Here is a 12,499-nt window from a genome sequence, read left to right as displayed (position 1 = left end):
GCCTTGCCATGACATTACCCTATCAACCCGGAGGAGAACCATGAAGAACCTTTTTGCAAACGCCACAGCCATCGCGCTGTTCCTGTCAGCCGGTGCCACGGCTGTTCAGGCCCATGAAATCAGCTATTCGTCGCATTTGCCGCCATCGGTGACCGCCAATTCACAAGGGATCATCCCCTTCTTCGAGGCGGTGGCCGAAGAAGCCACGTCACCCGTCGAAATCAAGTATTTCTGGGCGGGTTCGCTGTTTAATGCCGCCGGGAATTTCGAGGCCGTGCGCGATGGAACCGTGGATGCGGCCTTCACGCAGCCACAATCAAACCAGGCTGACATGCGTGTCAACGCGATGTTCGCTGACCTTATCCATTATGGCGGAAATCCCTATGCGACCGCCGCGGCCTATACCCAGACATTGCTTCTCGATTGCCCGCGCTGCGCCGAAGACTACAGCCGCAACGGTGTACGCTTTATGGGTGCGCATTCGGCCACGCCGGCTGCGTTGATCTGCAACAGCGCCGTGACCAGCATCGACGACCTGCGCGGTCGCCGCCTGATCGGTCAACCCGGTTATTCGCGTTGGGCGCAGGCACTTGGTGCAACGCAGCTGGATGTCCCGCCGCCACAACAAATGGAGGCAATCCAGCGCGGACAGGGCGATTGCACCTTTGCTGCGCGTGAATGGCTTACATCATTCAGCTTGCAGGACATCGCGCATACAATTGTCGATGTACCGGTCGGCGCGCAATTCGCCATCTCCTTGATGACCTTCAATGAAGGGTCGTGGAATGCCCTTCCGCAGGATATCCGGGATGCCATGATCCGCAACATGCCGCTGGCAATCGCCCGTGTCATTGACGCCAGTGTGAAACGCGAAGAAGCGGCGATGGAAACAGCCGTATCAAGCGGTGTGGTCGTAACCGATCTGGGCGGCACATATGGTACGGCATTCGCCGAATTCATGGAAGGCCAGCGCGCACGGGTTCTTGGCGACGCAGAGCGGCGCGGCATCGACAACGCGGAGGAGGTGATTGACACCTTTGTCGCCAATGTCGCGCATTGGAACGCCCTCATCGCAGAGCACGGAACAGAGAATTTCGCCCAATTGCTATGGGATGAAATCTATAGCCAACTTGATTACTGAACCTTTCGGGCGCGTCGGTTCCGGCGCGCCCCCTTTGTTGGGATATACCATGACCACAATTCTGGCCAATATGCAGGTGTCGCTGGATGCAGCCGATACCCTGATTGACGCAGCCCTTGCCGAAGGACAAAAACGCGAGCTCTTGCCCCTGTGTGTGGCTGTGCTGGACGTGGGCGGCCACATTATCGCCCTTAAACGCCAGGACGGGTGTGGCTTGCTTCGCGCCGATATCGCACAAGGCAAGGCTTGGGCTGCATTGGCCATGGGCCTCAACGCCGCGACGACAGGACAACGGCTTTCGGGGAATCCCGGTTTCCTGACAGCTGCGATTGCTGCATCCGACGGGCGCATGGTGCCGCATTCCGGCGGCTTGCTGATCATTGACGCCGATGGCCGGGGCATCGGCGCCGTCGGCATCAGCGGCGACACCGGCGAAAACGATGAACTCTGTGCCCGCGCGGGTATAGCGGCGGCGGGGCTGCACGTTGCACCCGTCTGATCTGCTGGTGCGCCCTTTGCCTGACCTATCAGTCACCCCCCGGCTCCCCCCCAACGCAATATTGCAATCAGTACCGATAGTCACTGTCGCCACGCAGCAGCAGGCCCCGCCAGACCGACGCGCTTTCGTCAAGGCTGACATGACTGATGACGCGCGTGTCCCGTACAATCCAGATATCGCCGTTCAAAAGCAGGCCGGGGGACAGATCCCCAGCGCGTAGATATCGGACAATTCCGTTATTCGAAAAATGTCGCGTTGCGCCCGCCAGCGACGATATCGAAGCGGTAGCCCTGATCTACATCGATATCGGGAGTCGCATAGGGCTTGCCCATGTTCCGCCCGAAAGCGTCCCCCATCAGGATCGCCATCGGATCGGTGGCGTTGTTCGGCTCGTCCGGAAAGTACATTTGCGTAATCAGCCGCACCGGGCCGCCGCTGATCGACAGGTGTATGTGTTTGGGCCGCCAGCGCCCGATATCGGGGCGTGCCAGATAGGCGCCGGGGCTGATCGTCCAGAAGCGGTACGTGCCGTCGTAATCAGTCAACACCCGGCCCATACCAAAGAAATTCTCATCAAGCTTCAGGCCGGAGTGATCTTCGACATGCCGGTAGCGCCCGTAATGGTTGGCATTCCAGATTTCGAGCAGCGCACCGCGGACCGGCTTGCCATCAGCGGTCCGCAGCGTGCCGGAAACCTCGATCGCGTCACCATCAGCGCGGGGAAGATCGGGTGAAATGCGGGTCATATCCCATTCGTACTGGCGCGTGACGGCGCGTGCAGGCACAACAGGAACGAAACTTTCCCGAACCGCCTCGGGGATCAGTCGCAAACGCTTGCGGGGTGTGCGCTGATCGGATGTGTTGTCAGTCGGTCCGATGCCGAGCTGTCGTCCAAGTTTTGTCATCCTGGCATCTTCCTTTCAGCTTTCGAGATCATCGAAGAACGGGGTTTCATTGTCACCCGCCATCACGATATCGAAGCGATAGATTTCGGCACCAGCGGCGGCGGTGCCGTCACGCCGGGCCATCAGGCGGTCGCGGTCCTCTGGATCCAGTCCCAGAAGCAGCGGATCACCATCATTGGCCGGGTGATCTGCAAAGAATAGCTGCGTGACAATCCGGTTGATACCATCTGAGAACAGCGTCACCGTGATGTTGGGTGCGCGGCCCGGCGCCGGTCCCGGCATGATCGTGCAGAAGGAATATTCCCCGCTGTGACTGCGCAACCGGCCATAGCCGCTGAACCACGGATCAATGTCCGGGTGCCCTTCCGTTCCGGGTGTGCGGTAGATCCCCATGGCATTGGCCTGCCAGAATTCCATGACCACGCCATGGGCCAGATTGCCGTGCCGGTCAAGAACCCGGCCGCGCAGGATGATGTGCTGCCCGCTTGCGCCAGCGACCACGCCGGAATGGATGCGGGTCAGATCCTCCAGGCTGTCATCCCCGAAATAGATCGGAAAATACGGTCCGCAGGTATCTTCGTTGGTCGGCAACAGGGCATTTGCCCTTTGCTCCTCGCTCATTCGCTTCCTCCATTGAACAACTGGTGTTTTACATCTAAAACGTTCGCGCGTTCCCTGATGAAAGACTGATCCGGCAAAATGACTGAATCCGCCAATCATTCCATATACTTCGTTCCGGGTCTGCAGCGCGGCCTCCGGGTGCTCGAAATCCTTGGCGCGGCGGCAGAACCAATGTCGTTGAGCGAGATCGCCCGCAAGATGGAACTCAGCCGTTCGTCGACATTCCGGCTGGTCTACACGCTGCGCTACATGGGCTTCATCAAGGAAGCCGAACAGAAGAACACCTTCACGCTGGGGGCGCGGGTTCTGAACCTGGGTTTTGCCTATCTCAATCAGCAGCCGGTCACAACCATCGCCCGCCCGCATCTGTCCGCACTCCGGGACAAGACCGGGGTCAGCGCCCATCTTAGTGTGCTGGAAGGCCAACATGTGCTGTATCTTGGCAGCCATCAGGCGCGGACCGGGTTCGTGTCGAACATGGTGACCGGCACGCGATCCGACGCCTATGCGTCGGCCATCGGCTGGTGCCTTCTGTCGTCGCTCAGCGATGCGGAGCTTGCAGCCTTCTGCGACGGGCTGGAAATGCGGGCAAAGACCGCGCACACGCCGACCAGTCCCGCCGAACTCAAGGCGCGGGTCGATCAGGTGCGCGCCGATGGCTATGTCTTTTCGCGCGGGTTTCACGAACCCGGTGGTTCCAGCATCGCGGTGCCGGTGCGTGACAACAGCGGCAAGGTCGTGGCCTGCGTCAATATCTCCGGTCCCGACAGCGGTTTCGATTTCGACCGGATCGACACATTCTATGTGCCGGAAACACAGGCGACCGCGCTGCGCATCTCGCGCGAGCTGGGGTATGGGGGACCAGCCTAGCATGATGGATCACTGCAGCCCAAGGATGCTGCGCGCGTCCTGCGGTGTTGCAAGGGTGCCGCCCAGACCGGTGATACTGCCAACGGACTTTTCCACCAGCTGCGCGTTCGAACGGCAATATTCCCCTCTCGCGATATAGGCGGTGTCCTCCATTCCGATCCGGCAATGCCCGCCCAGCAGGAAGGCCTGCGCCAGCATCGGAAAGGCCATGCGACCAATACCGAAGCCCACCCATTCCGTGCCCTCGGGCAACTGACCGACGCGAAAGCCATGGTTACGGGGTTGGCCATCGCCCCGAAGCGCACACCCAGCACCATCAGCGGGGTCTTGATGACACCGCGGCTAATGAAATCCTTCAGCATGTGCAAATCACCCGAGTCGAATATCTCGACCTCTGGCTTGACGCCCGCCCCATAGATGCATTCGGCGATTTGCTGATGATGGCCGAAGTCAGGACGGTCTTGCGAGTCATGTCAATCCTCCATCAAATCAAGGGCGGCGCTGACCGCTGCGGCGGTCAGTTCGGCAATCCGGTCAATTTCCCCGGGCGTTGATGTATAGGCGGGTGCCAGCAAAACATGGTCGCCATCAGTGCCGTTGACGCATCCTTGCGCCGGATAGCACATCAGGCCCCGGTCAAGGGCAGTCTTCTGGATGTTCTGGGCCAGCCGCGCCGTCGCCGGGAACGGTTCCTTGCTGGCCCTGTCCCGAACCAGCTCGACACTCCAGAACAGGCCGCGCCCCCGGATGTCGCCGGTATTGGGGTGCTCCCCTAACCGAGAGAGAAGCGCTTTGCGCAGCTGTTCGCCGCGCTGGCGGACATGTTCCAGCAGATTTTCGTCCTCGATAACGTTCTGGACCGCCAGCGCCCCGGCGGTTGCGACAGCGTGCGACATATAGGTGTGACCATTCCATAGAAGACCACTGCCATCCTGGATTGCGGCGATCACCTTTTCGGCGGCCAGAACGGCGGCGATTGGCTGATACCCCGCGCCCAGTCCCTTGGCCAATGTGGTGATGTCGGCGGCGATCCCTTCCTGTTCCAGCGCGAACAGACTGCCGGTGCGGCCCATGCCGCACATCACCTCGTCGGCAATGAAAAGGACGCCATGTTCGTCGCATATCTCCCGGATACGCTTGAAATACCCTTCCGGCGGGGGTTGCGTGCCCAGAGAAGCGCCGACTACCGGCTCTGCTACGAAAGCCATGACCGTTTCCGGCCCCAGTTCGCGGATACGTTCGTCCAGAAGATTGGCCATGCGGTAGGCAAACCCGGCATCTGATTCACCGTCTTTCTGCATCCGGTAGCTATAGGCAGCGTCGATGTGACTGACCTCCAGCAGCAGGGGCTGGAACGGTGCACGCCGACCAGCATGGCCGCCGGTCGCCAGCGCGCCCAGCGTGTTGCCGTGGTAGGACGGGGCGCGGGCGATGATCTTGTGGCGGGCAGTCTCTCCGCGTTCCAGATGGTATTGCCGCGCCAGTTTCAACGCCGCTTCCATCGCTTCAGAACCGCTGCCCAGAAACATCACGCGGCCCGCCCCGGTGCCCCTTGGCGCGCGCGCAACCAGAAAGCGTGCCAGTTCTTCCGCGGGCGCGTTGGTAAAAAAGCTGGTATGCGCAAACGCAACGCGGTCGATCTGCGCCTTGAGGGCGGCGCGGACCCTCGCATTGTCATGTCCGAGGCAGGACACCGCGGCCCCCCCACAGGCATCCAGATACCGCTTGCCGTTCTGGTCGATCAGGTAATTTCCATCGCCGCCGACGACAATCGGCAGCGATGCGTTCAATAATCGATGGAGTAGGCTGGACATGGATTCTACTTTTGTCTTGTATACTAGATGATGTTTTGTATATTAAACGATGCAAGAAAACTCAAGAAGGTTCTGTCCGACTGCGGCAAACAGGGAAATCCGACTATGGGCGCGCTGACAGGGATACGGGTTATTGAGCTGTCGCAGGTTCTTGCTGCGCCTTTCTGCGGCTATCAGTTCGCACTGCTTGGTGCCGATGTCATAAAGGTCGAGCTTCCCGACACGCCTGATTGCGCACGCGGGCGGGGACCATTACCTGCGTTGAACGCCAAAGGAATTGGCCTGACCTATCAGGTTCAGGGCGGCAACAAGAAATCGCTGGCGCTGAACATCCGCACCGAACCGGGACGCGCGGCACTTCTGAAGCTGGTCGAAAACGCGGATGTCTTTCTGGAGAATTATTCGACCGGCGCGCTGGACACGCTCGGGCTTGGCTACGCAGCGCTGCGCCAGTGCAATCCGCGCATCGTCTACTGTTCCATAACCGGATACGGCGACCAAGGCCCCAAAGCATCCAAAGGGGCCTATGACAATACCATTCAGGCCGCATCTGGCGCCATCGGACAAAGCGGCGGCCACAAACCGGGCGTATCTTTCGTGGATTACGCCGCAGGCTATTCGGCCGCATTCGCGATAGCGGCGGCGCTGTTGCAGCGTGAACGCACCGGTCGGGGCTGCCATATCAGCACCTCGATGCTGGAAGTCGCCCTGTCGCTTATGGCACCGGAAGCAGCGGCACAACATATCGCACCCGAAGTTCCGAAACGCAAAGAAGCGGGGATCTCGGCCTTTGATACTGCGGATGGAACGCTGATGCTGGGGGCCTTCAAGCCATCGCAATACCGCAAGCTGGGCGCATGTCTGGCGGCGCAGGGCCATGACGTTCCGGTATTGGACCGAATAAGCGAATGGACTGACATCTGGCAGAATTCCGATACGATCCGGGTGGCTTTGCAAGACATCTTCATTCTGCGGAGTGCTGACGCATGGCAGTCGGTGCTGGAAGCTGCCGACATTCCCGCCGAACGGATTGTAACGCTGGCAGAATCCATTGCAGCACCACAGTTGGCCGCGCGCGGATATTTCGCACCATCGCCCGCCGATCCGTCAATCGCGCTGCCGCTGGCAGGGTTTCGCATGACCGAAGGCGGCGCAGAACTGCAGCGCGCCCCGCCGGTATTGGGGCGGGACAGCCGCGAAGTGCTGACAAAAGGTGGTTTAAGCGCCACCGAGATTGACGCGCTGTTCGCGGCGGGGGTTGCGAAATGACCCGCCGGTTGACCGCTGAACCTGCCTTCCGTCTGCCGGACGCACACCGCCACACCGGCGCACCTTCGGCCTGGGCCAGAATGACCAGACCGGGGCAGCCGATGCATTCCTTTCTGGAAGCGGCATTCTTTGATGATGATCGCAATCTGTGGCTGTCGGACGTACCCTATGGCCGCGTTTTCTGCATTTCACCCAAGGGCGAATGGAAGATAATGCACAAGATTGATGGCGAACCACACGCCATGCGCATCGCGCCGGACGGGCGGCACATCGCAGTGGATTACCGTCACGGGCTGATCGATCTGACCGGTCCGGACAGTTTCAAGGTGCTTCACACCGGGTTACATGACCAGCCGTTCCTCGGCCTCTCGGACATGTGCTATGGGGCAGATGGTACGCTCTGGTTCACTGATAGCGGCCGCAGTTCACTGAGCGATCCCACTGGCCGGGCCTACTGCCTGCCCCCCTCCGGGGGGTTGCGGCTGCTGCTGGATTGCGTGCCCTATTCCAACGGCATCTGCCTGTCGCCGGACGGACAATGGCTTTATGTCGCCGCAACCCGCGCCAATCAGGTGTGGCGGCTGTCGACGCGCCTGCCCGAAACCGGCCAGCCGATGGTGGGAACTTTCCTGCAACTTTCCGGCGGTTTGGGGCCGGACGGGCTGGCGACCAATACCCGCGGCTGGCTGGCAGTGGCGCAGGCGCAGGCAGGGCGTGCATATGTTTTCGACGCGCTTGGTGACCCCGTGGCCGAAATACGCCTGCCCAACGGGCTGTGGACCACCTCGGTGGCGTTCCACCCCGACAACCAGTCCCGTCTATATATCGTCGATGCACAGACGGGCAGCATCTTCACCTCTGACATTCCTGACTGACGGACCAAAGCAATGCAAAAAGAAGACCTTCATGGCTATGTGCCGGCCATCGTCACGCCCTTCAACAACAAGGGCGAAATCATGGACGACGCCTTTGCCGGACTGTTCGAATTCCTGATCAGCCGTGGTGCGACGACGATCTGCATCGCGGGCGATAACGGCGAAAGCTGGGCGCTGTCAGCGGCGGAGCGGGGCCGACTGGTGCGGCTGGCCAAGGACACCGCCAAGGACCGGGTCAAGGTGATGATGGGCATTTCTGCCCCGACCATCGACGCCGCACTGGCCTATGTGAAAGCAGCCGAAGAAAACGGTGCCGATGTGCTCTTGTCAATGCCGCAAACCTATGTGCTGAAAGCCTCGGAGGCAGAGCTTTACGCGCGTTTCGACAGGATTTCCGCCGCGACCGACAAGCCACTGGTGCTCTATAATTCGCCACGCCGCATGGGGTTTTCGCTGACCATCGACCAGACAGAAACCCTGCTCGACAACCACAATATTATCGGCATCAAGGAAAGCCAGCGCGATTTCTTTTACCACACCCATCTGTTGCAGCGGCTGGGCGACAGGATGTCGGTGATGACCGGACCGTGCCATTACATTCTGCCGAATTTCGCACTGGGGGCCAAAGGCTTTATCGCGACGGGGCCGGAATTCACCGATCTGAAACCTGCGGATATGGAAGCTGTCGGCAGGGGTGCCCCGAACGAAACATGGCGCCACGCGCACTATCAACTGACGGTGCTTTACGAATTGCTGATGGGCACCGCGACCTGGCCTGCGGCGTTCAAGGCGGCACTGAACCTGATCGGCCAGCCCTCCGGCGTGCCGCGCGATCCGGTGTTGCCCGCAACCAAGGCCGATATCGACAAGATAAAGCGGACGTTTGACCAGCTTGGGATCAGCTATTCCTGATGCGGCTGGTTCCCGATCATTCCGGGCGGATCAGACGTTCCGCACTGGTGGAATTCACCTTCGACGACGCGCCCGTCAAGGGCCATGCGGGCGAAAGCCTGGCCGTGGCGTTGATACGGGCGGGGCATCTGCATCTGCGGGATGCGCCCGAAGATGGCGCGCCGCGTGGCGCGTTTTGCTGCATGGGCCTGTGCCAGGAATGCGTAATAGGCATCGACGGGCTGGCCGTTGAAAGCTGCCGCGAAATCGTTGCCCCGGGCCTTGTCGTGACCTCGTTCAGGGGGCGGGCATGATGTTGCAAACAGACATCGCGGTAATCGGCGCGGGACCGGCCGGGGCGAATGCGGCGCTGGCGGCCGCGCGCCAGGGCTTCTCCGTGATGTTGCTGGACGAACAGCCCCTGCCCGGCGGACAGGTCTGGCGCGCCAAGAGCACCGCAATTCTTGACGCCCCGGCAACACCGGAGGGGGACGCGGGCGACCGGCTTCGCCAGTCCGTCAAGCGCAGTTCTGTCACCTATGCGGGTGATGCAAGGGTGTGGCAAATCGAACCTGTGGAAGGCGCGTGGCAGTTGCATATGCTGAAAGGGGGGCGCACTGCGCCGCTGCGCGCGCGGGCATTGGTTATCGCCACCGGCGCGCGCGAATTCGTGCAACCGGTGCCGGGCTGGACCACGCCGGGGGTGCTGGGGCTGGCCGGGGCGACTGCGCTGTTCAAGCAGGAACTGGCGCTGCCCGGAAAGCGGATCATCGTTTCGGGCACAGGTCCGCTGGTGTTTTATGTTGCCGCTGAAATCCGCCGTTTGGGCGGCGAAGTTGCCGCCGTTGTCACGCCCAACAGCCAAGGTGACTGGCTGCGCGTGCTGCCCGCCATGCTTCCACGCCCCGATCTGCTGATGCGCGGGGCGCGGTGGATTGCCGATCTGATGGCAAGTGGGGTGCCTATTCATTGGCGTCATGCGGTGACCCGGGTTGAGGGCGGAAGCCGCGTGCGCGGCGTCGGGTTCCGCAAGCTCGCCCCAGACTGGTCGCCGATTGGCACATCGCAGGGGCTGGAAGGTGACAGCCTGTGCCTTGGCAACGGATTGATCCCCGCAGTAGAGGCGGCGCAACTGGCCGGGGTGGCGCTGGCCTATCATCCCGAATTGGGTGGCTGGGTGCCCCGGCATGACGAAGACGGGGCGACAGACGTGCCGGGTGTGTTCATCTGCGGGGACAGCGCAGGCATTCGCGGTGCAGCAGCGGCAGAAATCCATGGCAGGCTCGCGGGATTATGCGCCGCGCAGCATCTGGGCGCAGACACCCGGAAGGAACGGAAACAATTGCGCCCCATCCATGCGCGTGCAGCGCGGTTCGGCACCACCATGACAGCGCTGAGCATCCCACGAGCCGGGCTGGCGCAGCTCACCACAGAAGAAACCGTTATCTGCCGCTGCGAAAGCCTGACGCGCAGTGCCATCGCGGCAGAAATTGCCGGGGGTGCCCGCAGCAGCAATGCCGTGAAATCGGGCCTGCGCGCGGGCATGGGTGCCTGTGGTGGCAAATTCTGCCAGACCACCGTAGCCCGCATGATCGCGGCTGCCGATGGCCGTGCAGAGGCCGACGTGCCACCACCCACACCCCGCCCACCGCTGCGCCCGGTGCCAGTTTCGGTGCTGGCGGGAGATTTCGAATATTCCGACCTTCCAATTCCGAAACCGGCCCCGTTATGACCCGGATTTACGACATTGCCGTGATCGGCGGCGGCATCATGGGGTGCGCTTGCGCCCTGCGCGTGGCCGAGGGTGGCATGCTGCCCATTGTGCTGGATCAGGGCGATTTGGGACAGGGCGCCTCTGGGGTGAATGCTGGTACACTCAGCCTCCAGATCAAGCGCGTCAGACTTATGCCCTATGCACTGAAGGGCCATCACGAGTGGGCGCGCATGGGCAATGCCGTGGGTTTTCACAAGACCGGCGGATACACACTGGCGTTCACTGAACACGAGGCGGAGCTGCTGTATGAACGTCAGCGGCTAAAGGCAGAAGCGGGCGCGCCGATCAGTTTTGTGTCGGCACAAACGTTGCGGAAGGCCGAGCCGGGCCTTACGCAAAAGGTGGTGGCCGCAAGCTATTGCCCCGAGGATGGCTATGCCAATTCCTCGCTTACCGGGCAGTATTATCGTCGGCGGTTACAGGACCAGTCAATTTCCTATCATGAGCGCTGCCCGGTGACGGCGGTTGATCATGACAGCAACGGTTTCACCCTCGCCACGCCTATCGGCCCGGTCCGGGCGCGGCGGTTGTTGCTGGCTGCCGGGGCCTGGCTCAGGCCGGTCGCGGCACTGTTGGGCGTTGATCTGCCGGTGCGCGCACGGGTCAACACCGTTTCGGTGACCGGGCGGATGCCGCCACTGGTTTCAACCGTGATCGGCCATGCCACCGGCCTTTTGACCATGAAACAGAAAGCTAACGGCACGGTACTGGTGGGCGGTGGCTGGCAGGGGCGCGGCACCCCGCAGGCGGGGCGCGGGCAAGTGACTGCGGAAACCGTAGTGCCCAATCTGGCACTGGCGCAATATGCGCTGCCGGGTCTTGGCAACGCACGGGTTTTGCGCAGCTGGACCGGGTTCGAGGCCAATGTGCCCGATTTCTACCCGCTTGCAGGGGCGTTGCCGGGGGTGGAAAACGCCTTCGTTCTGGGCTGTGTGCGTGGCGGTTACACCATTGGTCCCTATATCGGCCGACTGATGGGCGATTTCATTCTAAGCCGGGAACCGGAACTGCCCCTGTTCGACCCCGCCCGCAACTTCGATGAGGAAGCCACATGAACCCGAGTTCAACTGACCCCGCCCGTCTGGACGGCAAACTTGCCATTGTCACCGGCGGCGGCAGCGGCATTGGGGCGGCCACCGCAAAGGTCTTTGCCGCTGCGGGCGCGACCGTCATTGTCACTGGCCGCCGACTGGAACCGCTGCAGCGGGTAGCAGAAGACATCGGCGGGCATGCCATCGCCTGCGATGTTTCGGATCAGGCACAGGTCAAAGCGATGTTTGCCAAAGCGCGGACGATCACCGGCAAGGTGGATGTGCTGCTTAATAACGCTGGTGGTCCCGGCCCGATTGCACCGGTCGCCGACGTGGATATGGACGATTGGGTCGCCTGCATGAATATCAACCTTGTGGGCGCAATGTATTGCCTGCAGGAAGCCGCGCGGATCATGTCAACGCAGGGCTCCGGCTCGATTATCAACATGTCGTCGTTGATGGGCATTCAGGGCTATGCGATGCGGTCGGCCTATGTGGCGTCCAAATTTGCGCTGATCGGCATCACAGAAACCATGGCGCGTGAACTCGGACCGGTGGGCGTGCGGGTGAATGCGCTGTTGCCCGGCGCGGTATCGGGCGAAAACATGGACCGCATCCTTGCCCGCCGCGCCAAGGCCGAGGGGCGCCCGGTTGAGGAGATCGTGCGCCAGAACTACACCGATGTGGCGGCGCTAAGGCGCTGGGTCGCGCCCGAAGAAGTGGGGCGCGCAGCGCTCTACTACGCCTCGGATCTCAGTTCGGCGATCACCGGCGACAAGATGAAGGTTGATTGCGGGCGGTTCTGAGTC

The 12,499-nt window shown here is 61.5% G+C and carries 13 protein-coding genes and 1 pseudogene; 10 read left to right on the top strand and 4 right to left on the bottom strand.

Translation table 11 applies throughout. The features are described from left to right. Positions 1-40 precede the first annotated feature (40 nt). Positions 41-1,141, top strand: a complete 1,101-nt coding sequence (locus PUT78_RS13785; RefSeq protein ID WP_274352853.1) for a type 2 periplasmic-binding domain-containing protein — start codon at positions 41-43, stop codon at positions 1,139-1,141. 49 nt (positions 1,142-1,190) lie between these two features. Beyond that, positions 1,191-1,640: a GlcG/HbpS family heme-binding protein gene (locus PUT78_RS13780; RefSeq protein ID WP_274352852.1), complete on the top strand. Its 450-nt coding sequence runs from the start codon at positions 1,191-1,193 to the stop codon at positions 1,638-1,640. Between the two features lie 236 nt (positions 1,641-1,876). Here PUT78_RS13780 and PUT78_RS13775 read toward each other — a convergent pair whose 3' ends face one another. Further along, positions 1,877-2,545 (bottom strand): dioxygenase family protein, encoded by a 669-nt coding sequence (locus PUT78_RS13775; protein ID WP_274352851.1) that lies wholly within the window; start codon positions 2,543-2,545, stop codon positions 1,877-1,879. A 15-nt stretch (positions 2,546-2,560) separates the two neighbouring features. Continuing rightward, positions 2,561-3,166 (bottom strand): protocatechuate 3,4-dioxygenase, encoded by a 606-nt coding sequence (locus PUT78_RS13770; RefSeq protein WP_274352850.1) that lies wholly within the window; start codon positions 3,164-3,166, stop codon positions 2,561-2,563. A gap of 78 nt (positions 3,167-3,244) precedes the next feature. On the opposite strand from PUT78_RS13770, the gene PUT78_RS13765 reads away from it, so the two are divergent. Continuing rightward, positions 3,245-4,036: an IclR family transcriptional regulator gene (locus PUT78_RS13765; protein ID WP_274352849.1), complete on the top strand. Its 792-nt coding sequence runs from the start codon at positions 3,245-3,247 to the stop codon at positions 4,034-4,036. 9 nt (positions 4,037-4,045) lie between these two features. On the opposite strand, the pseudogene PUT78_RS13760 reads toward PUT78_RS13765, so the two are convergent. Then, positions 4,046-4,422 (bottom strand): annotated as a pseudogene (locus PUT78_RS13760) (3-keto-5-aminohexanoate cleavage protein). An 87-nt stretch (positions 4,423-4,509) separates the two neighbouring features. Beyond that, the gene (locus PUT78_RS13755) at positions 4,510-5,850 is read right to left on the bottom strand and encodes an aspartate aminotransferase family protein (RefSeq protein WP_274352848.1); all 1,341 of its coding nucleotides are present in this window, start codon (positions 5,848-5,850) and stop codon (positions 4,510-4,512) included. A 105-nt stretch (positions 5,851-5,955) separates the two neighbouring features. Between PUT78_RS13755 and PUT78_RS13750 the strand changes: the two genes are divergently transcribed. Genes PUT78_RS13750 through PUT78_RS13720 form a run of 7 tightly spaced genes read left to right on the top strand, consistent with a single transcriptional unit; the run spans position 5,956 to position 12,496 of the window. Further along, positions 5,956-7,119 carry a CaiB/BaiF CoA transferase family protein gene (locus PUT78_RS13750; RefSeq protein ID WP_274352847.1) on the top strand — a complete coding sequence of 388 codons (1,164 nt, stop codon included), beginning with the start codon at positions 5,956-5,958 and terminating at the stop codon, positions 7,117-7,119. Beyond that, on the top strand, positions 7,116-7,994 hold the full coding sequence (locus PUT78_RS13745) for an SMP-30/gluconolactonase/LRE family protein (RefSeq protein ID WP_274352846.1): 879 nt from the start codon (positions 7,116-7,118) through the stop codon (positions 7,992-7,994). The genes PUT78_RS13750 and PUT78_RS13745 overlap by 4 nt, the downstream gene beginning before the upstream one ends. Before the next feature lie 12 nt (positions 7,995-8,006). Beyond that, positions 8,007-8,906 (top strand): dihydrodipicolinate synthase family protein, encoded by a 900-nt coding sequence (locus PUT78_RS13740; protein WP_274352845.1) that lies wholly within the window; start codon positions 8,007-8,009, stop codon positions 8,904-8,906. After that, positions 8,906-9,199, top strand: coding sequence for a (2Fe-2S)-binding protein (locus tag PUT78_RS13735; protein WP_274352844.1), 294 nt, complete (start codon positions 8,906-8,908; stop codon positions 9,197-9,199). Before PUT78_RS13740 ends, PUT78_RS13735 begins: the two co-directional genes overlap by 1 nt. Then, positions 9,196-10,617, top strand: a complete 1,422-nt coding sequence (locus PUT78_RS13730; protein WP_274352843.1) for an FAD-dependent oxidoreductase — start codon at positions 9,196-9,198, stop codon at positions 10,615-10,617. The genes PUT78_RS13735 and PUT78_RS13730 overlap by 4 nt, the downstream gene beginning before the upstream one ends. Further along, a complete protein-coding gene (locus PUT78_RS13725) occupies positions 10,614-11,714 on the top strand; it encodes an NAD(P)/FAD-dependent oxidoreductase (RefSeq protein ID WP_274352842.1) in 1,101 nt (366 codons plus the stop codon). Before PUT78_RS13730 ends, PUT78_RS13725 begins: the two co-directional genes overlap by 4 nt. Then, a complete protein-coding gene (locus PUT78_RS13720) occupies positions 11,711-12,496 on the top strand; it encodes an SDR family NAD(P)-dependent oxidoreductase (RefSeq protein ID WP_274352841.1) in 786 nt (261 codons plus the stop codon). The genes PUT78_RS13725 and PUT78_RS13720 overlap by 4 nt, the downstream gene beginning before the upstream one ends. The last annotated feature ends 3 nt before the right edge of the window (positions 12,497-12,499 follow it).

The organism is Roseinatronobacter alkalisoli, assembly GCF_028745735.1.
GTDB classification, from domain to species: Bacteria; Pseudomonadota; Alphaproteobacteria; order Rhodobacterales; family Rhodobacteraceae; genus Roseinatronobacter; species Roseinatronobacter alkalisoli.
This window is presented reverse-complemented; position numbering and strand designations above follow the sequence as displayed.

Excerpts from the sequence above, each read along its gene's own strand:
- PUT78_RS13765 (WP_274352849.1), top strand. The coding sequence starts at position 3,245 with ATGACTGAATCCGCCAATCATTCCATATACTTCGTTCCGGGTCTGCAG.
- PUT78_RS13735 (WP_274352844.1), top strand. The coding sequence starts at position 8,906 with ATGCGGCTGGTTCCCGATCATTCCGGGCGGATCAGACGTTCCGCACTG.
- PUT78_RS13755 (WP_274352848.1), bottom strand. The coding sequence starts at position 5,850 with ATGTCCAGCCTACTCCATCGATTATTGAACGCATCGCTGCCGATTGTC.
- PUT78_RS13725 (WP_274352842.1), top strand. The coding sequence starts at position 10,614 with ATGACCCGGATTTACGACATTGCCGTGATCGGCGGCGGCATCATGGGG.
- PUT78_RS13780 (WP_274352852.1), top strand. The coding sequence starts at position 1,191 with ATGACCACAATTCTGGCCAATATGCAGGTGTCGCTGGATGCAGCCGAT.
- PUT78_RS13750 (WP_274352847.1), top strand. The coding sequence starts at position 5,956 with ATGGGCGCGCTGACAGGGATACGGGTTATTGAGCTGTCGCAGGTTCTT.
- PUT78_RS13720 (WP_274352841.1), top strand. The coding sequence starts at position 11,711 with ATGAACCCGAGTTCAACTGACCCCGCCCGTCTGGACGGCAAACTTGCC.
- PUT78_RS13740 (WP_274352845.1), top strand. The coding sequence starts at position 8,007 with ATGCAAAAAGAAGACCTTCATGGCTATGTGCCGGCCATCGTCACGCCC.
- PUT78_RS13785 (WP_274352853.1), top strand. The coding sequence starts at position 41 with ATGAAGAACCTTTTTGCAAACGCCACAGCCATCGCGCTGTTCCTGTCA.
- PUT78_RS13745 (WP_274352846.1), top strand. The coding sequence starts at position 7,116 with ATGACCCGCCGGTTGACCGCTGAACCTGCCTTCCGTCTGCCGGACGCA.
- PUT78_RS13730 (WP_274352843.1), top strand. The coding sequence starts at position 9,196 with ATGATGTTGCAAACAGACATCGCGGTAATCGGCGCGGGACCGGCCGGG.
- PUT78_RS13775 (WP_274352851.1), bottom strand. The coding sequence starts at position 2,545 with ATGACAAAACTTGGACGACAGCTCGGCATCGGACCGACTGACAACACA.
- PUT78_RS13770 (WP_274352850.1), bottom strand. The coding sequence starts at position 3,166 with ATGAGCGAGGAGCAAAGGGCAAATGCCCTGTTGCCGACCAACGAAGAT.